We start from the raw sequence: 25,105 nt of genomic DNA, 5'->3' as shown, positions 1-25,105 counted from the left end.
TTTATAAAAAATCTCATTTTATACCACCAAATTGAAACTATTAGTCCAGAAAACCATTAAAAAACCCTGGAGAAGAGCAAAAGATAGCGTAACAAGGTCTTCTGAAATGTGGTTTTTAGTAATGTCCGCAAAGAGGATGTAAATCGGAAAAATTACAAGAATAAAACGAGGCATGGACTGAATTCCTGTACAAAGTGGGACGAAAAGAGAATACATACAAAACAACCAGTAAGAAAACCGGATCTTTCTGTAAAACAATATAACTATAAAGATAGTAATAACGGCAAAAACTGCCTCGAAGGCTGTGCCAGTATTCCCATGATAACCGTTAAGTAGAGTCTCCAGAGGATTTCCAAAATGCCTTTGCCACATTACCTGAGCATGTGCAAAAGCCATGAAATCTCCAGTTAGGTGATAATTAAAAATCATGAAAGAAATTGTGCCCAGGGGAATTAGGGAGAGATAAAAAAGAGGCAGTATCTTATGCATGGAGTTTTTAAGGTTTTTTAAGTTTTCCTTATCTCTTATCAAGGGCATAAGACCCTCGTAAAGTAAAGGTAAAATGATAAGAACACCAGTAGACCTTGTTAGGGATAAAAAGAACCCTGTGATTCCAACTATGTACCATTTACTTGTTCTGGCATAATAGAAACACACCAAAGTAAGAGTGAGATACAGGGACTCGGTGAAAACTCCCGAAAGGATGAAAGAGACCGGAAAAAGAAGTAGATATTTTATTGATTTAATGGAGGTGTCTTCATCATAATCAAGCCTTACAAGCCGGTAAAGATAAACACAAGAAATTATCAAACAAAAGTTTGATATTATTAAGCCGGCAAGATACTCATTTCCTGTAACCAGGCTTAAAAGTCTCATAAGTAAGGGGTATAAGGGAAAAAATGCGATATTAGTCTCCTGTGAAATAACCTGACCCAGAGAAACTGGAGTGTAACCAGACTGAGAAATCTTCATATACCAGCCTGTATCCCAAACACCCCATATATCCAGCCAGACATGACCTATCCAGTCAGGTTGACAGGCGAATTGAGACTCTCCGTATACTGATAAAATTTTACGGGATATTACCCCGATTATACTCAAAATTATTCGCGTACTGAAGAACATCAATAGGATATATTTTATTTCAGGGACATGAGGTCTGTGTTTGGAAAATGAAATTGAGTTCATAAGATACTATTTCCTGTTCAATCCATGTTTTATTTTTGCATTTATTTTAAAACGCAAACATTTTAGCTCAGTAATATAAGCTTTATATCCTGAATTTTGCATTCACAAATCTTCAGAATTCAAGTGATCTTTTGCTTTTTCAAGTGATCTTTTGCTTTAAGTGGAAACGATAAAACGTGTAAGATTATAAATAAAAATATACTATATATGTTGTCAGAGTCTGTTACAACCTGTTAATTTTTTGAGTTCAAGGTATAATTGTAAAATCTAAAGTTTATTTAATCTAACTTTCTGTTTTTAATGAAATATTAGTATAAATTTTAGTTAGTATGTGTGAATAGGAACATAGAAGTTAATAAATAAAAATATTATGTTTAATTTAACAAGATGGAACATTTTATGATCAATTCTATTTTCTCTTATTACAGTTTTTTATATTTATATTTTTTGAAAAATTAACACTGTTTTTTCAAAGTGATTATCTTATAATATATATAGTATTAAAAGTGTTGCCGCAGTATTCAGGCAGGTAGTTTTTCATGCGTCTTCGTTTAAGTAAGGAAACGTGACAAATTGCGTCAATGCCCTTAACATTTATCGAATATTTTGTATATTATTAACTGGGCCCGGGTATCAATTTCATGTTAATAGGCCAAAATTTAAGGCTGGCTTCTAATGCAATATCAATAGCTTTCAGGCAAAAAAATTCCTTAACCGATGACCAATGAAGATCACTTTCTATTTTAATAAAAAAGATTTTGGAAACTGCAAATTGAAGCAAAAATCTACTGTTCGAGAAAGAAGGACAATTACCATCAGTGAACATTCTGAATTACTAAATAGAGCAAAAAAATACTTTTACGGCTCTATATTATAAAAAAGGAAGTACGACTTTTAGATATAAGATATATATAAATAGTTATGTTTACAAATAAATAGTTAATTTATATTACGCCAAAAATTTCGGTGGGTCTGGCCATTGAGGGTGTTTTTCCTCTTAAATGCTGTCTTAAGATTAAGTAATCTTTATTTTCTAATTAATTATCATTAATGCTTAAATTTTGTAAACTTCTATATTAATTCTGAGATATTTGAACTTTTCTATTAAAAGAAAAACATGCTAATTTTTCATCAAGTTATGCCATTCATATTATGAGTAATATGAACAAAAAATATCTAAAGCTCGTAATGTTAAGTACATTAGGCTTGCTTTTGATTGCAAACACCGCTGCTGCAGACACCTATTTAAATTGGTGTGGTAAGGAGTGGTGGGTAAGAAGTGGAACTGGTAATCCTGGTGGTAACTACTGGAGCAGTTCCAGCAATAATGTTTGGATTGATGAAAACCAGAAACTACACCTTACAATCCAGAAAGTCGGAGATATCTGGTATTCAACAGAAGTTGACACAACATCCACTGACTATAGCTATGGTGTATACAAGTGGACGGTTTCATCACCAATACTGAATCTCGATCCGAATATTGTAGCTGCTATGTTTTTCCGCCATAACGATACCAATGAGATAGATATTGAAGCTACTCAGTGGGGCTGGATATACAGTGACAGACTTAGTTATAGTGTCCAGCCAAATGCATACCAGAGTGCGATAACTTATGACTCTCCTTACCAGAACGCTGCAGACGTAACATACAGTTTTGATTGGGAGCCAACGTATGTCCACTTTACTGCAAAGCTTTCTAACGGAGCTGTCATATCTGACTGGAACTGTACAGATCAGACAAGCATTCCGCATGTAGAAGGCGGAGTTGCGATGCAGATGTGGCTTATGAGTCATTTAGCGCCAATAAATGGACAGAATGCAGAGATGGTTTTATCTAACTTTAGTTATGTGCCATCTTAACTGAGGCGAAAGCCTCTTTCCTTTTTTAATTTTTAGATACGGCTCTCAGGGCATAACTCTTCCAATTTCAAAAACAAAATGAGACAAAATTAGCAAATTTTTCTGTTTCTACTTACTGCCCAGGATGCGCAGTATTTTTTGAAAATAAATACTTTTTCCAGCTAGCATTTTTAAAACAGATCCCAATAATTTAATCTTTTAATCATATTTGGTGAATAAAGGATGATATATTGGTTTCTAAGTACACGATATATAGTCACGGTTTCTAAATACACGACATATAGTCACGGTTTCTAAATACACGACATATAGTCACGGTTTCTAAATACACGACATATAGTCACGGTTTCTAAATACACGATACATAGTCACGAGGCTAAATAATGAAACTGCCCAATGAGGTACAATGAAGTTTTTTGTTGCAACAATTACAGGCGTGACTACAGTTGCTTTTACCTTCTGCATAAAAGTTCAATAAATCCGCATTCATGCATCTTTGTTTAAGTGAGTAATCATGACAAGTTGCGTCAATTCCCTCAATATTTTTCAAATTTTTTTAGAAAAAAGGTGAAAAAAAAGTTTATCAAAAAAATTCGACGCGATAGGGTCTTTTCGAATAGCTATGAATGATATGACTTCTACGAACAAACATGAATAACAGAAACCTTATTGATAATAGCTACTAATAACAGGACCTGATAAAAATGAAGATACTGGCTATTACTGACCCCCATGGAGATTATTCGAAAATAAAGGAAATGATTGAAAAGGCAGGAGATTTTGATCTTGTAGTTATTGTTGGGGACATTACTAATTTTGGGCCCGATGAGAAGGTTGAAGAACTGATGGAAATGTTTGACAGACCTGTACTTGCGATCCCGGGTAATTGCGACTATAGGAGCATTTTAAAAGCCCTTGACGCTTCTAAAGCTACTAACCTGCACGGAAAAGCCGAACAGATAGGAAATATCAGGTTTATAGGCCTGGGCGGCTCAAATCCCACCCCTTTCAATTCTCCCTTTGAGTTATCCGAAGACGAAATTGAAAAGACCCTTGAAGGAATGGTCCGCTCTGCCGAAAACGACAAAGATTGCGGCACCATAGTGCTTCTGACGCATGCCCCACCTTACGGTGCAAGAGATGAACTTCCTTTCGGACACGTGGGCAGCACGGCTATCCAGAAATTCCTTGACCGTGTTGACCTGATCGTCTGCGGACACATCCATGAGGCAAAAGGCCTGGAGCAGGTCGGAAAGACTGTAGTGGTAAACCCTGGCGAAGCCTGTAAAGGCTCCTGCACCCTTATAACTCTCGGAGAAAAGGAGGAAAACAAATCTATTGAGGTTAAATTTATAGAGGTGTAAAATAACAAGATTCAATAACATCCAAGCGTAAAATAACAAGATTCAATAACATCCAAGTGTAAAATAACAAGATTCAATAACATCCAAGCCTCAAGTTCTAATCAGCTTCAGTCAGGCTTGGAAAATTTACCCAGGGACAACCAGGTTTAGCTCAGGTATTCAGGTGTAGCAATTGCCTGAAAAAGTATTAGACAGGCCCTCAATACACTCTGAACCTTTTCTCTTTTCAGGGACTAAATTCATTACCTGGAAAATCTGTACTATATAATTATATTTTATTTTAGCTCACTCTGTTTACTTTACCTTAAGGAAAAATCCATTTTGCTATCACAATTATTCACTTACCTCCGTCGACTTACTTTCTTTATTTACTTGCATAAAAAGCAAATAGCGTTTGATTAAAAGCGCTTTGAGAGACGGGAATAAAAGCGTTAAATGGTAGATGTCGGAGTAAATTGGCAGATAGAATACTTAAATAAGTTCTGGAAATATTAATAGAGATTTAATAGAAACATTAAATAGAAGTTTCTTGGAACTTGACTCTGAATTTTATAACTTGAAAAATTATAGAGGTTGAGCCACGGACATCATAGAGGATTTTGGTTTCGATCCGGTTTTTCTGGATTTCATGACAAAACTTGCCATCTCTTTTCTTATAGGGATAATGGTAGGTATTGAAAGGGAGCACAGAGGAATCGAACATGAAATTTTTGCAGGGGTGAGAACTTACAGCATAACCTGTATAACAGGTATGTTAGCTGCTTTCGTAAGCGAGGCAAAAGGGCCGGGTTTTGTTTACGTAGCTGCGCTCTTTTTCGGAGCAATTTGCTGCATAATCACTTATTCCAAGATATTTCTCTTTAAACGGATAGGAGTTACCAGCCCTATCAGTCTCTTTTTCATTTTCGTTATGGGAGTGCTTGTTGGCTATGATTATGGCCTGTTTGCTATTATTTCTTCAATAGTTGTGGCTTTTCTTCTGATCCAGAAACAGCCTCTTCACCAGTTCGCAGGAAACCTGACAAAAGAAGAACTCTACAATGCCATACAGTTTCTGGCCGTGACTTTTATACTTTATCCGGTAGTGCCGGATAGGGAGTTTTACGGAATTATAAATTTCAGGACTGCAATACTTATTGTAATTCTTGTTTCTCTTATCAGTTTTTTAAGTTATGTGCTCCTGAGAAAGTTCGGCACAAAGCGTGGAATCTGTTATTCAGGTTTTGTAGGAGGCTTTGTGAACAGTGAGGCAACAACAGCCGCGCTTGCAGGTCTCTCAAAACTAGTGGAGGAAATGGCCGATCCCGTGCTTACCGGAATACTGCTCTGCAATATCTCCATGCTCATTCGGAACCTTGTATTAGCCCTGATTGTTGATCCGACTGGCCAGACAACTTTGCATATGCTTCCTCCCCAGGCAGTGATCATCCTTGCTTCTGTAGCAATAGTTCTCAGGTATGACAAAAAATTCTGCCCTATAAGTGGAGGAGAACTTAAAATTGAATCTCCTTTCTCACTTGGACAGGCGTTTAAATTCGGCTTTGCTTTTACCGTCATCCTGGTAGTAGGAAGTTTTGCTTATAAAGTTGCAGGGACTGCCGGAATTTACGTTACCGCCCTGGGTGCTCTTGTTAGCAGTTCGGGAGTGATTGTTTCGGTAACCTTACTTGCAGTAAGTGGAAATATTTCCTATGCAACCGCAGCGAACACTGCAGTGCTTGCAAGCCTGATTAGCACGATTAACAAGATCCTGCTTTCGAAAATTTCCGGTTCCCCCAACCTTTTCGCCCTTACAAAGAAGACTTTTGGGATAATTACAGTTTTTGGGATCCTTTCTTTAATTTTGTGGAACTTCATGTAACAGGGCCTGACTTTTAGATCTCATACACGAGTTGAAAGATTTTTAAAAGTAGCAATTGCTAAAAAAACAAAAGTAATTTGAAAAAGTAAAATAACATTTTTTCTGTTATCGTTTTTATGACTTGGGGATTTAAGTCCCTCCAGGGTAAGAACAAATCTTATTTAACTGGCTAAGCTGGCTATTTTGTGAGTTTGACCTCAGGATATTCAATATTGAGCGATTTGCAAGTTTATGAAAAAGTTTATACTGTAAACAGTGCATAATATTTCACTGTGATAATATGGACGAGACAGATGCGATGGACGTGTATGTCTGTGCAGATCATAAGAAAGCGCTGAACGACAAATGTATTGAAATTGATTATAGTAAAATTTTCGAGAACAGTAAACTTTGCGATTGTGGCTCCGAGCTAAACGATGACACTGCCAGAGTTGTGCTTAAAGCAGTCGCTCGGACCTCTGAAAAATCGTTATCGACTGGCATTGAAACTGTACATATACTATGCATCACGAAAACGGAATGTAAGAAGTGTGGGAAGGAGTATTTTCTTGAGTCTGCACAACCGATAGAGGAGCAAATACAGACTGCGTTCAGCGACTGCAAATATCGGATGTGCAAAACGTTTTATAAATATCTGGACCGTATTGACATCGATAAACAATATGAGCTGAAATATATTTGCCGCGAATGCAAACCAGCTGCCGAAAAAGAGCCTGCACAATCGGACACAACGATGGACTTACATTCGGAACCTAGCCCAAAACCTATTTTATTCTAAATAACCATGAGTTTTCAGGATCATTTTAGTGATTAGGTATTCAACTGACTTTTCCATATACGAAATTCAAAAATCAAAAATTCAAAAATCAAAAATTGGTAGTGGGTTTGAATCATTGAAAACCGAAAGCGCAAGAATCTCTCAATATATTCATTAAATACGTGAGATGTACTCGCTTTTTCGGAATTGATCAATAACTCAGGGACACGACCCAAAAATCAAAAATTCAAAAATCAAATTTTGAGTTTCAGGATAAGCTTATCTATTAATTATTCGATGTTGTTTCTAAAAACCCTTAATGCCTCCAGGTCCTAATGGTGAACGAATAGAAAATGAATTTTACATTTTTGTACATGTTGAGTAAAGATCTGAATTTTAGAGATTCAGAACTCAAGTTTAAAATATTAATTGTTTAATTTTATAGAAATAAAACGGAGTTGTTTCAACAATGCAGTCATCTTTTAAAATCGGAAACATAATGGACATACCTATCAAACTGGACACATCTTTCCTTCTGGCACTTCCGATATCTGCATATTTTTTTGCGATCAATTCACAGCCATATGGTTTTGTGGGAGTTGAGCCAACTGTAGTTAGATATACTCTTTCTACTCTTTCTGCCATCTTCCTTTTTGTCTCAGTACTTTTACATGAACTTGCACACTCTTATCTTGCAAAACGTTATGGGGCAAATATTTCTAGCATTACTCTCCTCCTCTTCGGAGGTGTGGCCTCTATGGAGATCCCACAGAAACCCGGACAGGAAGCAAAGATAGCTTTTGCAGGGCCTTTAACGAGCCTCATTATAGGTTTTATCTGCCTGTTCACATACAATTACGTAATATCCTCTAGCTCTGCGCTTTCTCAAAACCCTATATATCTTATTATCTGGGTCCTTGGATCAATGAACTTAGTGCTTGGGATCTTTAATTTACTGCCTGCTTTTCCTATGGATGGTGGCAGGATACTCCGTTCACTTTTTGCCAGGAAAATGTCTTATGTAAAGGCTACTCATAGTGCAGCTTCCATCGGAAAGTTTATTGCTATTCTCATGGCGATTTATGGAATTTATATAGGTGATATCTGGTTTCCCCTGATTGCTTTCTATATTTATGGAAGCGCATCTAATGAGGATCGATTTTACTCAGAATTAGATAGATCTGTATAATATTTAGTTAGGGGTTAGTGAATTTTGTTTGGGTCCTGGGATATGTGTGCTGGGCTAGCTAAAGTTTAGCATATACCCTCAAGGCCCAACTTTAAGCTTTATCAAGAAGAAGGTATTTGAAGGCTTTTTGAAGTTATTATTTGTTTTGTTTGGCCATGACTGAGTTTCGCGGTTCAGTTGCCGGGATATTTGTAGCATATCCCGAAGACCAAAAATGATAAAACCTTCATCCTCAACAGCCATGTTTTGGAGAGGGTTGAGGCTTGGGAAAACTTGGTTTCTAGGATAAAAGTCCTTAATAAATTTTTTCGATTTCCTTCTTTACATTTTTCAAAAATTCAATCCTGTTTTCAATAACACCCCTCTCAGCCATTGCTTCATTTAATTCCCATGCTTCACCAGGTTCAACTGTTTCGGCCACTTTCTCTACATTATTATCTAATATGATGTAGACACTATTTAATAAGGACAATTCTTGATTTATAGAGTCGAGATCACGTTTTAGATCGGAGTCATTAAAGCTTTTATAAAATCTTTTGTTTCCCAAGTTTCCGATGTAATTTCCAGATTCTCTTAGAGAAGAAATTTCTCTTTGAATTTCAACTGTTTCATTAGTAAGGTAATTTACGGTTTCGAGAATAGAAATTAAGATTTCATTATCTTTCAATTCCCTTTTACTATCTTGTAAAGCTTGCTGAATTAATGGGTTTTCATGAACTGGCGTTATAGGATTCGTCCCTTTGAACTCGCCTTTCTCTATTAATTTAATTTGCTCGTCTAGTTTATTTTTGGCTTGTTCTGCATTTTTTAAGTCAATGTCAAAAAAAATTGTTTCAATTCCATAAACATCAAATGGTACTTTTTGACCATATTTTAACATCTGAATGCAAGGTTTTTGTGTAATATGACGTATTGCTAATTCATAAAACACATTGGGATTATAATCCGTAAGATCTGCAATAACTAAATCTGAATCAAGAAGTTGTTTAATTATATGATTAGAGATCATTCCGGTCTTTCCCATACGATCTGCTCTATTCAGACTATATCCATGGTTTTTAACCACAGGTGTGATAATATAATCAAACGTTAAATCAGAACATCTCCTAGTCGCAGATCTTTCATTCCCTATGGGACATATAACAAAACAATTTTTATTACTATCCAATAAATCATCTCGTTGGTTATGTTGTCTTATATTTTATTCGAATACCCCACTGTAAGATGTGGGTATGCAGTGTCACATGCGAACTAAAAGATTCGCTTTATTCTGCGACCTTCTTTTACGCAATCCCTATGCAGGTATTAGCAGTTTCACCTGCAATTGTTAAATTTTTAGATATTTCTCTAATTTCCTTGAGTTCTTTAGATATTTCTCCAAGTGTATCCAGTTTTCTCGATATTCCTTTTAATTCTTTGAGTATATTTTTTAGTAATTCCTCATTTTCTAATCTCATGTTTTCAACAGGAACCGTTTGCATCTGATCTATTTGTTTCCAGTAGTCAGACTGCGCCTTTTCGATATCTTGCACTTCATTGAATATTCTGTTCAAGTTATCCATGTTATTCGCCTGTAAATATATGTCCAAGAGTGCGATATATTGATCTGCCGGCTTTCGCAAATAATGATGAACTTGGGTATAAATACAAACATTTTTTATGTAAAGCTGAAAGCCTTAATCGAATATGTGTGCCACGCTTAGCATTATTCGGCATAATAATGTAGGTGCTCAGCGTGGGATTGTAAAAAAGTTAGAGGGAATTAAAAGGTATCCTTGCCCTCCTCATGAAAAACTCTACCATTGTCGTCACGGTATTGGAATCTCATATTGTCTTTGTTGCATGGAATCATTTCTCCGCCGATGGGACAGCTTACAATGTTTCCATACGTTATTGCGCTGGTAAATGTGCCAGGCGTGCCGAAAAATATTGGCGATTTGAAACAGATATTATGTTCTTTGCATTTTATTTCACACTTGACTGTATGTGACATATGCACTCCAGTTATTTCTATTTATTTAATATAAATGGAAATTATAATATATAAATTTAGCGTGTGGGTATGTTATAATGTTCGTGTTGTGATGTTGCATAGTTACCATTGCAGAAATTTCATTAACCAATAACGAGTTTTGGTTTTTTTTCGTTTTTCAGTTTCTACTAGTTAACCGAATTTCCTTATTGACTTGTGATCAGTCTAGCAATCCCATCGTGGGTTACAGTTAAAACTGCTGATAAATAACAGAATAAGATAGAAAACACAAAAGAGCAAAAATTAGAACAAAAATAAGAAAGTACGGGATAAGTTTATTGGACTTCCCGATCGATTCGCATTTGCACTATTACTTCAACAGAGCAAAGATGATGGTAATACAAACAGTTATTACCTCAATACTTTTTACGATTTCTAAATCGATTTTTGACATTTATTTATTATTTCTCCATTAAAATCTAGTAGAGTTATCTAAACCACGTAACATTACATCTTTAAAGACTCGCGGGGAAACTTTTATCAAAATAGATCTTAGAACTCGTATCAATCCAATAAGCCTACAGTTATTATTAACTGTTTTATCTTTTATTATTAACTGTTTTATCTTTTACTTGTTTATCTTTTCTACCACGAACCGTATAAATTAATGAGGACAATATATAAAAACATTTTGTGTTAATTAGCTAAGTTCAAAACATCCCGAGTATATCTGGCGCAACCATTGCTCCTTAAACTTGAGCCCAAACCATATTGCATGATACTTGCGAACCTCCTTTTCTTAGTGCCACTGACAATCCAGAATATTCACACTCACTCTGTGCCAAAAATCGCGACAGTAGCTTCCGTAATATGGAACCTATCAATCGCGAATCCCACCAATATCCCCTGAGCAATCATCTTGGCTGCCATGATGTAAGTCATATCACAATCTATGACACTCGGCCCAGCAGATAAAAAAATCAGGATCAAACTGTCAAAAAAGCCTTCAATATATAAACATTTAAAAATTAGCAAATCACTTACTTAAAAAGCATTATCAGAAAAAAGCAGTTATTCAAAATGCCCGTTTCTTAAAATTATCTAAGATTAAAAAAGGTTTTTGGGAAAAAGAATCTAGCTACCCGCGAAACTTCTAATGAATTCATATCTGTACGGAAGTTTTCGCTGTATGTTACTTCTTTATCCGATTTGGACACCTGATCTGGTGTGCAAATACTTAACTAAGCGGCCAAATATCCAGTTAAGTTCTTAGATACTCAGTCCGATTTACTATTTCTCAGTTAGTCCTTTTTGTCGTCGTGCAGTGTTTTGTGATTTCTATTTCTTTAATTCCTGCTCGAAAGGCAGCAAGCTCTTTATACGAGCTTTATCTCATACCAGTCCGAGAGTTCTGCATCAAGAACCCCTTCATGGACCATCTTCTCGATCTCGTTTTCAACCTGTCCGTAAGTGAACTTATAGTCGTATGAGATTGCGGAGATGACGTCCGGACTATGGCAGAATCTGTTCGGAAACGCCTTATTGAACATTGCTACGTTTTCGAGGATCAAATTCCTTAGTCTTTCCATTTTTTATCACCTCTTTTTATTGTTTTTAGTTTTCTCTTCATTTCGGTTCGATTTCTCTTCTCCTCAACCACTATATTTGCACATCAAATATATAGAGATTATCCTAATATACTATATAGATAAAGAATCTTTAGATTATACACCATGGCTATATAGTTAAAGATGGCAGGCCGAAATTTGGAACCTGGATATTTTAGCCTGGATTCGGCAGGTTAACGCAACTAGAGAGATATATTTTCATATTTTTCCCCCATGAGACTCCATATTTTCCAGTGAATTTCTTCCATATTCAGTATAATCGATGCACTAGGATAATTAATAAATAGTGAAATATATAAATGACAGCTTTCTAATTCTGACAAAAGTTCTTTATCTAAAGGCTTTTATTTAGTTATAAGAGATTTTCTGCCTTTATATTTCCAAATTTAACTATTATTTTATTGGCAATAAATTCTTTAACAATGTCAATGGCATATTTTATAAATTTATAATATTTTATTAAGTCTATAGTTTATCTCAGCTATGCAAAAGAAAAAAAGTCAAAAAAGAAAGAAGGTCAAAAAAGAAAGAAGGTCAACTTAGATAATGTATCGATGTGAACTGATTGTAATAGATACCCTAATGTTGACAAATACGGTGAATGCAAATGATGCTTCATTACATAATAATTAAAATTATATTAATATAAAAACTAAAATATTGATTTATTTAATTATCATTAAAATCAGGCATTTTGTTGCATAAAAGAGGGAGAGCAGGGGAATAATGACAGCTAAAATGGAGCAGTCTCAGGCAATAAACCCGAATCCTGTAATCAGTGTGGCAAAGGATGGCACAGTGCTTTACTCTAATGAAGCGGGAAAGCCTTTATTGCATGAGTGGGGCGTGAGAGTAAGAGAAAAATTGCCTCCGCATATCAAAATTTTTGTTCACAGGGTAATTTCCCAGGAAGTTAGTGAAAAAATAAAAATTAGAGTGGGGGAAAGAGTATACTTTATTATTTTTCATCCCTTGCCTGAGCAAGAATGCGTAAACATTTACGGATTTGATATAAGTGAGAGTAAAAGGCATGAGGGAAAACTCCAGGAAAGTGAATCTCTGGAGATGCCAAATCTGGAACTTGCCAATATTATTGATGTTCAGGCTATCCAGTCCATGATGGAGGATTTCTATAAGCTTGCTAACATTCCAATAGCCCTGGTTGACCTCAAAGGCAATGTTCTGGCATGTGCCGGGTGGCAGGACATTTGCACGAAATTCCACAGGGTTCACCCCGAATCCTGCAAACACTGCATGGAAAATTACATCAAGCTATCCTCAGGCATTCTCCCAAGAGAATTTAAGCTGAATAAATGCAAAAATAATATGTGGGATATAGCGACTTCCATTATTGTAGGCGACCGGCATGTTGGCTATGCCTTTTCAGGGCAGTTCTTTTTTGAGGATGAGCCTGTAGACTATGAATTATTCCGAGCCCAGGCCAGGAAATATGGCTTCAATGAGCAGGAGTACATAGCAGCGCTTGAGAAAGTTCCGAGGTTGAGCCCGATAGCTGTGGATATATGCATGTCTTTTCTTACGACATTTGCCAATATGGTTTCGCAGCTAGGCTACAGCAACATCAAGCTGTATCAATCGCTGGCTGAGCGTGATGCTGTATTGGATGCATTGCAAGAGAGTGAAAAGCGGCTGTATCTCCTGAGCAACAACCTGCCAGAAAGCGCTGTATATCAGTATGTCCTTGAGCCCGATGGCAGTACCAATTTCTTATACTTCAGCGCAGGAATCGAGTGTTTGTTCGGCATCAGCATGTCCGATTTGCTGCGTGATCCCAACACACTGTACAGGCACGTTCCACGGACATACTTAGAACAGCTTGTCGAAGCCGAGGCACGCAGTGCCCTCGAATTATCAGATATCGATATGGAATTACCTGCGCAGCTGCCCAACGGCCAAGCTCACTGGATACGGTTGCACTCCCGTCCGCGCAGGCTGCCCGACGGCCGAACAATCTGGGACGGTGTACTGACTGACATCACCAAGCTAAAACAGGCTGAGGAAGTGCTGTGCGAGAGCGAATCACGCCGTAAGGTTACCGAAGCTGTCGATACTGAGCGGAAGCGGTTCTTTGATGTACTGGAGGCACTGCCGATAATGGTTGCTCTATTAACACCTGACCATCGCATTGCCTTTGCAAACCGTTGTTTCCGTGAGAAGTTTGGCGAGTTAGGCGATAAACATTGTTTTGAGTATTGTTTTGGGCGTAACGAACCCTGTGAGTTCTGTAAAGCATATAACGTACTTGAAACCGGTAAACCCCATCATTGGGAGATCACCATGCCTAACGGAAGCATGTTTGATGCTTATGACCTTCCGTTCACAGACGTTGATGGTTCTCCCATGATCCTTGAGATGGATATCGACATCACCAAACGAAAGGAAGCTGAAGAAGCTCTTGCAAATATTGAGACTGCTCGGAAAAAGGAAATCCATCATAGAATAAAGAATAACCTTCAGGTAATTTCCTCTCTGCTGGACCTTCAGGCTGAACAGTTTAGAGATAGAGAGGATATTAAAGATTCAGAAGTTCTGGAAGCCTTCAGAGAAAGCCAGGATAGAGTAATATCTATGGCTTTGATACACGAAGAACTGTATAGAGGCGGCGGATTCGAAACACTAAACTTTTCCCCGTACATTCAAGAACTTGCTGAGAATCTTTTATTAACATACATGCTTGGAAATTCCAATATCACCTTAAGCATGAATCTGGAAGAAAACGTTTCTTTTGATATGGATACTGCAGTCCCATTAGGAATAATTGTCAATGAACTTGTTTCCAATTCCCTAAAACATGCATTCCCTGACAGAGAGAAAGGAGAAATCCAAATTAAACTTAGTAGAGAGGAAAAAGAGTGTATAAAAAACATAAACGAAGACTGGAAGCGCACTCACTTCATTCTCACCGTTTTAGATGACGGTATAGGCATTCCTGAAAATCTTGAAATTGAAGAGCTTGATAGTCTGGGATTTCAGCTTATAACTTCCCTTGTAGACCAATTAGATGGGAAATTTGAATTGAAAAGGAATAATGGCACAGAATTCATTATGAGATTTACAGTAACAGAAAAAGATAATCTGGCTTAAGCTGGTCTGAAATCACAATAAAATAGATGAAAAATTAGTGCGGGGAATAGGTATCTTCAAAAAATGCCACGCTGTTTTGTAAAGAATTCATCCCAAAACCAATTTTATTCCCACATCAATAAGAGTTTCAGAATTATTTTTCAGGATCATAATCTCTTATTTGTAATCCGAATACGATATTCAAAGAAGCAATTTTGCGTTTTGGGATCAGCTCTATATATCAGCTCTATATAAAAGATATCACCAATTCAAATGTAAATAATGCAGCTTAAAAGGAGACAACATATGAGCACATTTCAACCATTGAAAGCAGATGCATTTGATTTTAGTCCATTTCGGATGATAGGAAAAGAATGGATGCTAATTACAGCAGAGAAAGAAGGAAAGGTTAACAGCATGACTGCCTCATGGGGTGGGCTTGGTGTAATGTGGAATAAAAACGCTGCATTTATTGTAGTACGCAAGAGTCGTTATACAAAAGAATTTATTGATGGTTCAGATAATTTCTCAATTTCTTTCTTTGACCGTGAAAAATATGGAAAAATGTTGACTTATATGGGTACGGTATCAGGAAGAGATGAAGACAAAGTGAAAAAATCTGGTTTGACAATAAATCATTATGAAGGAATTCCTTATTATAATGAGGCTTCTAAGGTTTTGGTCTGCAAAAAAATGTGCTGCCAGCCAATCAAACCTGAAAGCTTTGTGATGGAGCAAATTGATGAACAATGGTATGCGGATAAGGATTATCACGATCTTTATATCGGAGAAATTGTCGAAATTCTTACACGCTAAATAGCGTATTTTTTGAATCGTTTATTTCAGTCGAATACCCCGCTAGCTTGCTGCGGGGTGCGCCATCTCAACTTTGATTCCACAAGGCAGAGCAAATGCCTGTCATTGTTGAACCACCCGACTACTTATATTGCCATGCCTTTTTTGAACTGGCTGTTGTAAAGGTTGGCATAAAAACCGCCCGAAAGAAGCAGTTCGTTATGCGTGCCTGTTTCTACTACTCTTCCGTCGTCTAAGACGATAATTTTATCTGCGTTTTTGATGGTAGAAAGGCGGTGTGCGATGACAAAACTTGTTTTTCCGTGCATCAGTTTGAGCAGCGCACTCTGAATAATCAGCTCTGTCCGTGTATCAATTGAAGAAGTCGCTTCATCAAGTATCAACACAGAAGATTGTGCGATCATCGCTCTCGCAATACTGAGCAATTGCCGCTGTCCCTGTGAAAGGTTGCCGCCATTGTCAGAAAGAATTGTATCATAACCCTGTGGCAGTTGCATAATAAAGTCATGGGCATGTGCCAGCTTTGCTGCCTGTTCAACTTCTTCGTCCGTTGCTGTCAGCTTGCCATAGCGGATATTCTCGCGTATGGTGTCTGAGAAGAGAAAAGTATCCTGGAGTACCATTGAAATAGACTGCCGCAGACTCTTTCGAGTAATGGCATTTATATTCTGCCCATCAATATAGATTGCCCCGTCATCAATGCCATAAAACCTGGTGAGAAGATTGATAATGGTTGTTTTGCCTGCACCAGTCGGTCCCACAATGGCAATCGTCTGGCCTTTTTCCGCAGAAATTGTTGCTTCTTTAAGTACAGGCTTACCCGGTATGTATGAAAAATTAACGGATTCTATTTCCACGTTGCCTTCAATGTTTTGAATGTCTCTGGCATTATCCGCGTCCTTTTCTTTTTCTTCGTCCATTACCTCAAACACTCGCTCTGCGCCTGCAAGGGCTGACTGGATAGTGCTGAAAAGGTTGAGGATATTGTTGATCGGCTGGGTAAAATTGCGCATATAGAGCAGGAAAGAAAATATTACGCCGACAGTGATTCCCGCAAACCCCTTTATTATTAAAATACCGCCGCAGACCGTGATAACCAAATAGGTCAGATTATTAATAGTGTTATTCACCGGTCCCATAACACTGCTTATCGTCTGTGCTTTCATAGAACTGGAGACAAGCTTTTCGTTGATTTCTTTGAAGTGACCCTCACTTCCTTTTCTCGGGAAAAGACCTTAATAACTTTTTGGCCGGAGACCATTTCCTCTATGTATCCGTTGAGCCGTCCAAGCTCAGATTGCTGCTTCTTAAAAAACTTCTGGGACTTTACGGCGAGGGCTTTTGATGTAAAGAACATCAGAGGCATTGTCAGCAGCCCGATCAGTGTAAGCAACGGGCTGAGCAGCAGCATTGCTACCAGCATACCGACAACACTGACGACACCTGAAAAAAGCTGCACGACACTCTGTGAAAGTGTAAGGTTGATATTATCAACGTCGTTTGTCAGGCGGCTCATGAGGTCCCCGCTTGAATGGGTATCAAAATACTTGAGGGGCAGCTTTTGCAGGCTGCTGAAAAGATCGCTCCGGATATTGGCCGAAGTTTTCTGAGCAACACGGATCATCAGAGAATTCTGCATGTAAGTAGAAAAAACCGCAACAAGGTAAATGAGAACCATGACAATACAGATGCGAGCAAGTCCGGCAATATCTTTTTTAGATATGAACTCGTCAACCGTGTACCCATTTAGTTGAATGCCGATAATTGTAATCAGCGTTGTAACAAGAGCACAGAAAAAAACGATGAGCAATGTGCGCCGCCATTTTCCAAGGTACATAATAATGCGTATGAGTGTTTCCTTAACGTCCTTGATTTCTGTTTTTTCCCTGTTAAGAAAAGCGCCTGGTCCCCCCGCGGGACGGCCTGTAATATTATGAGGTATATCACGAGGCATCACGTTATTCTGTGACATTAAGGAGCACCTCCTTGCCAAGCTGTGAAACGGCTATATTGCGATATACTTCGTTGCTTTGCAGTAATTCTTTATGGGTACCTTTTGCAATAACACTGCCATGATCAAGCATCAATATTGTGTCCGCATCCATAACACCGGATATACGCTGCGCAATGACGATTATCGTGTTTTCGTTCATCTTTTTTGCAATTTCAAATTGCAGGCGAGCCTCGGTCGAGAGGTCAACTGCGCTTGTGGAATCATCAAAAATCAAAATTTTTGGCTTTTTCAGAAGAGTTCTTGCGATGGAAAGGCGCTGTTTCTGCCCACCTGATAAGTTTTTTCCTCTTTGTTCAACTTGACTTTGTAATTTGTCCGGGAGAGCCTGAATAAAATCTTCTGCCTGAGCAGCTTGAAGGCTATCCCATATTTCTTCCTCCTCTGCTTCTTCATCGCCAAAATTCATATTTTCTTTAACCGTCCCCTGAAAAAGGACGTTTTCCTGCAGCACGATCCCGATACTGCTGCGCAGGTGCTGTACTGGTATATCCTTAACATCACAACCTCCTATCAGGACCTGTCCACAGGTTACCTCATACAGCCGCGGAATCAGGCTTACAACTGAGCTCTTTCCTGAGCCGGTAGCTCCTATAATACCTATTGTCTGCCCTTCCTTAAACAGGAACGACAGGTTTTTCAGAACATATTCTCCACTTTCGCCGTATCTGAAACTGACGTTTTTGAACTCAATGTCATAATTCTCTGGCAATACGGGAGAATTGCACTCCTTAATACTCGTTTCGCAGTCCAAAACCTCTTTTATACGACCTGATGATGCCTGTGCGCGTGAAACGTTTATAATCATATTGACAAGCATTATAAGAGAATTTGTTATCTGCACAAGGTAATTGACAAACGCCATTATCTTGCCTGTTTCAATATTTCCGGAAACGACCATATTGCCTCCGAACCACAGGATGGCAACAATGCTCAGATTCATAACCAGAGTAGCTATCGGCATCAGCGTAAAGGTCAGGTTCTGTGCCCGTATGCTTTTTTCTGTAAATTCCGTATTTACTTTGCCGAAAAGTGCATTCTGTTTGTCTTCTAAATTAAAGGCTTTTATAACACGTACACCCAGCAGATTTTCACGCATGACGGTATTAACTTTGTCAAGCCAGAGCTGCATCTGCGTGTAAAGCGGCACCGATTTCATCATCACAAATACGACACAAGTGATGAGAATAGGCAGAATGATGCAGAAAACAACGGCAAGACGGGGACTCAGCAAAAAGGACATAATTATTCCGCCAATGCACAACAATGGTGAACGCACCATGCCACGCAGCAACATGAGAAACATATTCTGAATTTGCATTACATCGTTGGTCAGCCTTGTAATAAGCGACGATGTTTTGAAATGGTCAATTTCCGTATAGGAAAGCGATTGTATTTTATGAAAAAGCTCTTCTCTCAAACTTCCAGCTAACATCACAGATGCAAATGAGGCGAGCACACCGCATCCTGCACCGCCAATTAATCCCGTAAGCGCACAAAGCACCATTTCGAAGCCTGTCGATAATATATATCCCAGGTCTCTGTTTTGAACTCCTATGTCCACAATATTTGACATAAGCCTTGGTTGTTGAAGGTCCATGAAGACTTCTATCAACATCAAAAGAGGAGCAAGTAAAGAACAAATCAGAGCTATGCCCTTAAGATTTTTTTTAATAAGTTGAAACATAAATGTATCCTTTTGCTGTTTTGTAATTATTCAAAATGATAACGTTATCCCTATTTTCTACAAAGGCAGTGATTATTGGCAACATTCCTCGCTACAATCTTTCGGTTCTTTCAAGTCCAGCGTATCAAGACTTTTACACAGCTTTGAGGTAATTGCAAGCATCTTTTCGATTTCTTCTTCCGAGATTTCTCTGAACACGATATCTGTAAATTTTTTCATGAATTCTTCTTCGGACCTGACAGTGTCTTCAACAATTTCCCTGCCTTTATCTGTCAGGTAGATGTGCATTGACCTCTGATCCTTTTCATCCCGTTTACGCAAAATAAGGTTCAGTTGCTCCAGTCTTCCGAGTGCTTCTGTCATAGACGAAGGACGCATATCCATTTTTTTCGCAAGGTCCCGCTGGATAATTCCTTCATTTTTCGCGATTAGCTGCAGCAATTTTGACTGCATGTGGAATAGACCGTGTTTGTGGTCCGCCTTATGAGAAAAACGGTGCATTTGCTTGTTCAGACGGTTCAACGTATTATACAGCTGTATCACATTCTTATTCTGCATTTGACTACGTCCACACTGTTATTTAAGCACCTAATATATTTAGGTACCTAAATATCAATATCGCAACGTTATCTTACAGTGTCAACAATAATATCAGATACCGCAATAAATTTTCAAAAAAGCCATTGCGCTGTTGAATGCTTTAAGCTTTGATCTAAAAATACCAGTTCTTCGCGTCTCGTTAAATTGTCTGATATAATTTTTGGCTCTTCGCTGTTTTGTGTGGCTATCCCCATAATGTCCTCATAAAAATAATTCGGTCTTGAATTGAAAATCATCTTATCCATGGGGAATAGCGAAGAGCCTGAAAGTTTAAGTTTTCGGAACACGGTTCATAATACTTTAATAAATAGGTTGAAGCTGTCATAACTGCTTATAACCGCCATGAAACAAACATGATGTCGATGAAGTCAATAACGGTGGCGATCTTGTAGAGAAATATCAAGGCAATTAATGTAAAAATTTATTTTACGGGTTATCTCTAATGTAGGGAAAGGGATCACTGACACCCCTCGATGGGTTCTTGACCGTACCATCTTAAGTAAAAGTACAGCCAGAAAATACAACCAGAAAATACAACCAGAAAATACAACCAGAAAATACAACCAGAAAATACAACCAGAAAAGAAACTTCTCCACAGCTTGCGTGGGAAGTATGCCAATTTGTAAATTAAAACCTGTTCCGGACTTCTCAAATGTGGGTCTGGTGAAGATATTTCACATTTCACAATCCATAGACAGAGCAAAAAACAAGAAAAGGGAAATAATCCCTGTCAATTAACTCACATTTTCAGGCAGCTTCGGCTGCTTTTTGAGCTCCATTAATTTTTGTTCCATTTACAAGTGAAAGTGCTTCACAGGGAATATAGACTTTACCAGTTGCCGGAGCGTAGACAACTATTCCTTCTAGCTCATGAGCTACGCCATTCTTGATAAGAATATTCGTGTCAACTGGCAGTTCGGCATCTCCAATTTCCAGCACAGGGTTTGAGGAATCTGTCATGTTCATCAAATATTCATCTTTATCCAGTTTCCCATCTCCGTTGTCTTTGGAGAAAACTTCCCCCACTTCAATAAAGAGATTCGAATTGGTCTTGTTAAGGTCAAATCCGAGGTCTTTAGCTATATATCCTGCAATTTCGGTATTATCCATATGGCCTGTCGGATGGTCAGGACCATAAGCCCATAGAGGAACATCGTCTCCAGAATGCCCGTGAGTAGTCCAGCCAATTACTGTGTGATTGCGGCTTATTACCTCGCTGATGGCATAGTCAAGTGATAGGCCTTTTCCATCGTTGTAGAGCTTAAGAATTTCAGATATATCCTCATCAGTAGCATCAATGCCCCACCAGGTCTTTAGCTGTTTTTTGATATTTTCAGATGAAAGATCAGTCCCTATTTTTGTCTCAAGGCCTGTGGAACTGAGTTTCATACCTTTGAGAGGCGCAATAACATCTTCTACGGTTGTGGATGTATAATTGGGATCATAGTCGCTGCCAATAGTCATGCCGCCTGTATTATGATCCGGGAAAACCAGGACTAGTGTATGCCCGTCCTTTTTAGCAAAGTCAACTGCAACCTTAACAGCTTTGTCAAAAGCCAGAAAATCGGTTACAGCATAGTTAGGGTCATTGGCGTGGTCTGCCCAGTCAACCTGGCTGCCTTCGACCATCAGGAAGAAGCCATTTTTATCATGAGATAACAGTTCGATGGACTTATTGGTCATTTCTGAGAGAGAAGGCTGTTCAGGTGCAAGTGAAGAACGATCGATATCCGGCATCATGTGGCTACTGGCAAAAAGACCCCAAACCTTTCCAGTGGTCAGGTTCATCATTTGATCTCTGCTGTCAACATACTGGTAGCCTCTTTCAAGAAGTACTTTTGTCAGGTTTTCTCCGTCAGCCCTTTTTCCTCCCCCAGTTACAGGTGTGAGATAACTGGAACCGCCGCCAAAGACCACATCAATATTCTCATAAACCATCTGTTTCATGATTTCGGTTTCATTATCTCTGTTATCTACGTGAGCAGCAAAAGCCGCAGGTGTGGCATGGGTAATACGAGAGGTTGCTACAAGTCCTGTAGCCTTGCCTTCGAGCTTTGAACCTTCAAGCACTGTTGCAAGTGGTCTGTACTGCAGTTCTTCAGGTGGAATTTCCAGTGTACTTAACACAGAGCTATTGCTCGGCCCGACGCTTACAAAACCGTTAGTAGTTTTATATCCTGCAGCAAATGCGGTTGCAGCTGAGGATGAGTCAGTAATGACTGAGTCAGTGCTATAAGTCGAGACTGTCCCAGTCACCATATTGTCAAGCTCAAGAGGCTTTCCGCTATACCAGCGAGCTAAAGTCTCCACACTTTGAGAACAACCATCAGGAATCAGGACAATCACGTTCTTTATATTAGCTTCCGGCGTAACAGGAAATTCGCAGTTAGTAGAGTTCGTGAAATTAACGCTAGAATTCGAATCAAATTGTACAGCTGCTGCAGAACCAACGTTTCCCAGCAGCAAAAGTCCCAGTATTGAAATAATAAATAAAGTATCTGTTTCCTTAGTCTCCATAGAATTACCTCAACTTTTAGAATAATTTTTTAAGTTTCGGGTCTAACGCAATATAAAAAATACAAATCCCATTTTTAAAAAAGAAGCCATCTGTATTTGAATCTTTCACATATAGAACATATGCAGATTCATACTCAATATTTGTGAAAGGTATCTATGTAACACTATTTTGCAGTACCCGCTATTTATTAAAATATTTAGAATATATACTCATTTATACTTTGATTTGTGGTCGTGTCCCTAAGTTATTGAACAGGAACTCTAAACGTTAGTAATTCCTTTAAATTCCATATGTGATATGTTATTCCTTCTGCCATTGGTGGAGTTCTTTGTAACCATTTTCTATTTTTAGAGTTTATTCTTAATTTTAGAGAATCATGAGGTTTTATAAAGTTATACCATGCCTGGAATAAATCAAATGTTTTCGTATGCATCTTCATTATTTTACTGAAATTCATTGTTCTCCTTACAAATCTCACAAGAGAGGTCCTGATCGTAAGATTTATCCTTTCTACATATGAAGTACCAATGTAATCTTCCGAATTAGCTCCAAGCATTTCAACTATTTCTTCAGGATCTCCAAAAATAATACGTTGAATATTTTTCATTTTGGCAAAAAATGCATTTCTTTGAAAGGAAAGTCTAACGATAATCTGTCTGAATGGGGCGAAATTTCAGCATTTGCAGCGAGGCATCACTAAACAATTAAAGTCCTGGACCACGGGGAACATTACTTTTATATGGAAGAGAAATTGAAGAGATTTTATAGATGGGCAGATGAAAACCTGTTGTAAAACTTAATGGCATAATGTAAATAGAAAAGTACCCAGTCTCTTATTCTTTGCCCATCCAGTTATCGAATAAATGAAACTTCACAGACCGATAAAAAAAGAAAAGTAATAAATGCCGGCTGGTCGATATATCTACTTTTAATAGGATTTGATACGATGACTCACATTATTGTCGATCAGGATCGCTGCACAGGATGCGGCTTTTGTGTAAAGATGTGCTCTTCAGGTATTATCGGTCTGGATGATGAGTCTAATCTCCCCCAGGTACAGGAAGCAAACGTTTCACACTGCCTCTACTGCGGGCACTGTGAGGTTTTCTGCCCATCTCAGGCACTCACCCTGAATTTCCTACCTGATGAAAAAGTTCTTCTTCCTTCAGATGCAGGCAACATCTCTCCTGAGGATGTGGCTTTCTACCTCAAAAAACGCAGGTCTATCCGGCACTTTACCCGGGAACCCGTGCCAAAGGAGAAAATCCTTGAAGTCCTCGATATTGCCCGCTACGCCGCGTCCGGAGGTAACGGTCAGCCGGTACAGTGGCTGATAATCCATGATCCAGAAGAAGTAAAGAAGATTGCCGGACTCACAATCGAATGGATGAAAAACCTGCTTAACACCGACCATCCTATGAGCGGGTTTGTGCCGATGCTTATTTCAGCATGGGAACAGGGAATCGATGTCATCTGCCGTGGTGCTCCACACCTGCTTTTCGCCCACATCCCGGAAGACAACCCTATTGCGCCTACTGATGCTATCATCGCCCTCACACATTTCGATATCGCTGCACCGGCATTCGGGATCGGGACATGCTGGGCTGGCTTTGTTGCGGCTGCTGCCATGTCCTATGAACCTCTTCAAAATGAACTGGGCTTTCCCGTAGGAAGGAAATGTGCCTACGCAATGATGTTTGGCAATCCGGAGTACAGGGTTTATGGAATCCCCCGCAGGAAGCCTCTTGAGGTTATGTGGAAGTAAGGTTGAAATATTTTGAGGAAGCGACAAATACTATGATAAAAATTGCCGTTCTCCTGGGAAACTCTTGAATGAACGGCAACACTACTATTTTGCTGGGATCAAGAACCAGACCAAAGCCTGGCTCGACTAACTTTTCCCATATACTGACATGGACCTGAGGCCAGAAGTACCGGAATTAAAGGAGTCTCTTGAATCAAAAGAGCCTATTTATCCTCACTGTATTAATTTACACATATGAAAAATTATCATACATATAATAACTGCTGCCGAGTGACTGAGTGACTACTACCAGTTTTAACTTTGCTTTCAAAGATGAGTGATTTTACGTTATCCTGCGGCTTTATCTGTGTATGCCTAACAAAAGAATAATCCTACCAACAACGATTCCATTACGATGGCAGATATTTCTCCATATTCAGAAAAGAAAATAACGATGCTTGTTTAGTGTCCATTTCTTCCACAATAATTTTGCTTTTTTTGGATTCTTTTTCCTGAACTACTGCAATCTTAATTTCAGACAGTTTTTCAATCAGTTGTTTCATAGAAAACCCATATATCTTTGCTTCCCAGGCCAAATATCTGTAGAAAAGCAGGCCAATCATAGCCAAAAATACATGAACCCTTATATTTTCATCCTTGTGGTGATACACTGGTCCTACAGGGACAAGTAAATGATCGTTCAACAGCTTAAAATCGTCTTCAACAAGATTTTTACTGTTATATGTTTTCACTCTTTTGGCTCTTCGTTGTTTTGTGTGGCTATCCTCATAATGTCTTCATAAAAACCAGTTCGGTTTCGAA

General features: G+C 38.4%; 19 protein-coding genes and 2 pseudogenes. 8 read left to right on the top strand and 13 right to left on the bottom strand.

Annotated features, from left to right (window positions below):
• Positions 1-18: 18 nt before the first annotated feature.
• Complete coding sequence (locus MSVAZ_RS08260) at positions 19-1,101, bottom strand: glycosyltransferase family 39 protein (RefSeq protein ID WP_198146822.1); 1,083 nt, start codon at positions 1,099-1,101, stop codon at positions 19-21.
• 1,239 nt (positions 1,102-2,340) lie between these two features.
• On the opposite strand from MSVAZ_RS08260, the gene MSVAZ_RS18805 reads away from it, so the two are divergent.
• The 5 genes from MSVAZ_RS18805 to MSVAZ_RS08235 all read left to right on the top strand — a co-directional run bounded on the left by MSVAZ_RS18805 (position 2,341) and on the right by MSVAZ_RS08235 (position 8,222).
• Positions 2,341-3,051 carry a glycoside hydrolase family 16 protein gene (locus tag MSVAZ_RS18805; protein ID WP_157206049.1) on the top strand — a complete coding sequence of 237 codons (711 nt, stop codon included), beginning with the start codon at positions 2,341-2,343 and terminating at the stop codon, positions 3,049-3,051.
• Positions 3,052-3,755: 704 nt separating this feature from the next.
• The gene (locus MSVAZ_RS08250) at positions 3,756-4,415 is read left to right on the top strand and encodes a metallophosphoesterase (RefSeq protein WP_048120102.1); all 660 of its coding nucleotides are present in this window, start codon (positions 3,756-3,758) and stop codon (positions 4,413-4,415) included.
• 628 nt (positions 4,416-5,043) lie between these two features.
• Entirely contained in the window at positions 5,044-6,276 is a 1,233-nt protein-coding gene (locus MSVAZ_RS08245) for an MgtC/SapB family protein (RefSeq protein ID WP_231592538.1), read from the top strand.
• Between the two features lie 280 nt (positions 6,277-6,556).
• Complete coding sequence (locus MSVAZ_RS08240; RefSeq protein WP_048120098.1) at positions 6,557-7,054, top strand: hypothetical protein; 498 nt, start codon at positions 6,557-6,559, stop codon at positions 7,052-7,054.
• Positions 7,055-7,502: 448 nt separating this feature from the next.
• Positions 7,503-8,222, top strand: coding sequence for a site-2 protease family protein (locus tag MSVAZ_RS08235; RefSeq protein WP_084626104.1), 720 nt, complete (start codon positions 7,503-7,505; stop codon positions 8,220-8,222).
• 295 nt (positions 8,223-8,517) lie between these two features.
• Here MSVAZ_RS08235 and MSVAZ_RS18800 read toward each other — a convergent pair whose 3' ends face one another.
• The 4 genes from MSVAZ_RS18800 to MSVAZ_RS08215 all read right to left on the bottom strand — a co-directional run bounded on the left by MSVAZ_RS18800 (position 8,518) and on the right by MSVAZ_RS08215 (position 11,783).
• Positions 8,518-9,390 (bottom strand): hypothetical protein, encoded by an 873-nt coding sequence (locus tag MSVAZ_RS18800; protein ID WP_157206048.1) that lies wholly within the window; start codon positions 9,388-9,390, stop codon positions 8,518-8,520.
• 115 nt (positions 9,391-9,505) lie between these two features.
• Positions 9,506-9,754 (bottom strand): hypothetical protein, encoded by a 249-nt coding sequence (locus MSVAZ_RS08225; protein WP_157206047.1) that lies wholly within the window; start codon positions 9,752-9,754, stop codon positions 9,506-9,508.
• A 230-nt stretch (positions 9,755-9,984) separates the two neighbouring features.
• Positions 9,985-10,215, bottom strand: coding sequence for a hypothetical protein (locus tag MSVAZ_RS08220; protein WP_048120095.1), 231 nt, complete (start codon positions 10,213-10,215; stop codon positions 9,985-9,987).
• Between the two features lie 1,355 nt (positions 10,216-11,570).
• On the bottom strand, positions 11,571-11,783 hold the full coding sequence (locus MSVAZ_RS08215) for a hypothetical protein (protein ID WP_048120094.1): 213 nt from the start codon (positions 11,781-11,783) through the stop codon (positions 11,571-11,573).
• A gap of 765 nt (positions 11,784-12,548) precedes the next feature.
• On the opposite strand from MSVAZ_RS08215, the gene MSVAZ_RS08210 reads away from it, so the two are divergent.
• Entirely contained in the window at positions 12,549-14,927 is a 2,379-nt protein-coding gene (locus MSVAZ_RS08210) for a PocR ligand-binding domain-containing protein (protein WP_048120091.1), read from the top strand.
• A 285-nt stretch (positions 14,928-15,212) separates the two neighbouring features.
• Positions 15,213-15,722 (top strand): flavin reductase, encoded by a 510-nt coding sequence (locus MSVAZ_RS08205; RefSeq protein ID WP_048120089.1) that lies wholly within the window; start codon positions 15,213-15,215, stop codon positions 15,720-15,722.
• Between the two features lie 125 nt (positions 15,723-15,847).
• Here MSVAZ_RS08205 and MSVAZ_RS20815 read toward each other — a convergent pair whose 3' ends face one another.
• The 7 genes and pseudogenes from MSVAZ_RS20815 to MSVAZ_RS08180 form a co-directional block, all read right to left on the bottom strand.
• On the bottom strand, positions 15,848-16,642 hold the full coding sequence (locus tag MSVAZ_RS20815) for an ABC transporter ATP-binding protein (protein ID WP_232316291.1): 795 nt from the start codon (positions 16,640-16,642) through the stop codon (positions 15,848-15,850).
• Between the two features lie 132 nt (positions 16,643-16,774).
• Positions 16,775-17,559 (bottom strand): annotated as a pseudogene (locus tag MSVAZ_RS20810) (ABC transporter permease); the annotation flags it as partial.
• A gap of 121 nt (positions 17,560-17,680) precedes the next feature.
• Entirely contained in the window at positions 17,681-19,420 is a 1,740-nt protein-coding gene (locus tag MSVAZ_RS08195) for an ABC transporter ATP-binding protein (RefSeq protein WP_048120087.1), read from the bottom strand.
• Positions 19,421-19,492: 72 nt separating this feature from the next.
• Positions 19,493-19,921 (bottom strand): MarR family winged helix-turn-helix transcriptional regulator, encoded by a 429-nt coding sequence (locus MSVAZ_RS08190; RefSeq protein ID WP_394297486.1) that lies wholly within the window; start codon positions 19,919-19,921, stop codon positions 19,493-19,495.
• Positions 19,922-20,091: 170 nt separating this feature from the next.
• Positions 20,092-20,265 (bottom strand): hypothetical protein, encoded by a 174-nt coding sequence (locus MSVAZ_RS20205; protein WP_157206046.1) that lies wholly within the window; start codon positions 20,263-20,265, stop codon positions 20,092-20,094.
• A gap of 503 nt (positions 20,266-20,768) precedes the next feature.
• Entirely contained in the window at positions 20,769-22,538 is a 1,770-nt protein-coding gene (locus MSVAZ_RS08185) for an alkaline phosphatase (protein ID WP_048120085.1), read from the bottom strand.
• Positions 22,539-22,783: 245 nt separating this feature from the next.
• On the bottom strand, positions 22,784-23,146 hold the full coding sequence (locus MSVAZ_RS08180; protein WP_052727922.1) for an IS1 family transposase: 363 nt from the start codon (positions 23,144-23,146) through the stop codon (positions 22,784-22,786).
• A 339-nt stretch (positions 23,147-23,485) separates the two neighbouring features.
• Between MSVAZ_RS08180 and MSVAZ_RS08175 the strand changes: the two genes are divergently transcribed.
• On the top strand, positions 23,486-24,304 hold the full coding sequence (locus tag MSVAZ_RS08175) for a nitroreductase family protein (protein ID WP_048120080.1): 819 nt from the start codon (positions 23,486-23,488) through the stop codon (positions 24,302-24,304).
• A 389-nt stretch (positions 24,305-24,693) separates the two neighbouring features.
• Here the strand turns inward: MSVAZ_RS08175 and MSVAZ_RS21800 are convergent.
• Positions 24,694-25,035, bottom strand: a pseudogene (locus tag MSVAZ_RS21800) (IS1634 family transposase); the annotation flags it as partial.
• Positions 25,036-25,105 lie beyond the last annotated feature (70 nt).

It is taken from the genome of Methanosarcina vacuolata Z-761, from assembly GCF_000969905.1.
In the GTDB taxonomy this organism is placed as follows: Archaea; Halobacteriota; Methanosarcinia; order Methanosarcinales; family Methanosarcinaceae; genus Methanosarcina; species Methanosarcina vacuolata.
Note: the sequence above shows the minus strand (reverse complement) of the source record. Positions and strands in the feature narration are given on the sequence as shown.

What these genes read in the sequence shown, in the direction of transcription:
- MSVAZ_RS20205 (WP_157206046.1), bottom strand. Translation starts at nt 20,265, where the DNA reads ATGGATAAGATGATTTTCAATTCAAGACCGAATTATTTTTATGAGGAC.
- MSVAZ_RS08190 (WP_394297486.1), bottom strand. Translation starts at nt 19,921, where the DNA reads ATGCACCGTTTTTCTCATAAGGCGGACCACAAACACGGTCTATTCCAC.
- MSVAZ_RS08195 (WP_048120087.1), bottom strand. Translation starts at nt 19,420, where the DNA reads ATGTTTCAACTTATTAAAAAAAATCTTAAGGGCATAGCTCTGATTTGT.
- MSVAZ_RS08175 (WP_048120080.1), top strand. Translation starts at nt 23,486, where the DNA reads ATGACTCACATTATTGTCGATCAGGATCGCTGCACAGGATGCGGCTTT.
- MSVAZ_RS08210 (WP_048120091.1), top strand. Translation starts at nt 12,549, where the DNA reads ATGACAGCTAAAATGGAGCAGTCTCAGGCAATAAACCCGAATCCTGTA.
- MSVAZ_RS20815 (WP_232316291.1), bottom strand. Translation starts at nt 16,642, where the DNA reads ATGGACGAAGAAAAAGAAAAGGACGCGGATAATGCCAGAGACATTCAA.
- MSVAZ_RS08240 (WP_048120098.1), top strand. Translation starts at nt 6,557, where the DNA reads ATGGACGAGACAGATGCGATGGACGTGTATGTCTGTGCAGATCATAAG.
- MSVAZ_RS08235 (WP_084626104.1), top strand. Translation starts at nt 7,503, where the DNA reads ATGCAGTCATCTTTTAAAATCGGAAACATAATGGACATACCTATCAAA.
- MSVAZ_RS08245 (WP_231592538.1), top strand. Translation starts at nt 5,044, where the DNA reads ATGACAAAACTTGCCATCTCTTTTCTTATAGGGATAATGGTAGGTATT.
- MSVAZ_RS08185 (WP_048120085.1), bottom strand. Translation starts at nt 22,538, where the DNA reads ATGGAGACTAAGGAAACAGATACTTTATTTATTATTTCAATACTGGGA.
- MSVAZ_RS08220 (WP_048120095.1), bottom strand. Translation starts at nt 10,215, where the DNA reads ATGTCACATACAGTCAAGTGTGAAATAAAATGCAAAGAACATAATATC.
- MSVAZ_RS08205 (WP_048120089.1), top strand. Translation starts at nt 15,213, where the DNA reads ATGAGCACATTTCAACCATTGAAAGCAGATGCATTTGATTTTAGTCCA.
- MSVAZ_RS18805 (WP_157206049.1), top strand. Translation starts at nt 2,341, where the DNA reads ATGAGTAATATGAACAAAAAATATCTAAAGCTCGTAATGTTAAGTACA.
- MSVAZ_RS08250 (WP_048120102.1), top strand. Translation starts at nt 3,756, where the DNA reads ATGAAGATACTGGCTATTACTGACCCCCATGGAGATTATTCGAAAATA.
- MSVAZ_RS08180 (WP_052727922.1), bottom strand. Translation starts at nt 23,146, where the DNA reads ATGAAAAATATTCAACGTATTATTTTTGGAGATCCTGAAGAAATAGTT.
- MSVAZ_RS08215 (WP_048120094.1), bottom strand. Translation starts at nt 11,783, where the DNA reads ATGGAAAGACTAAGGAATTTGATCCTCGAAAACGTAGCAATGTTCAAT.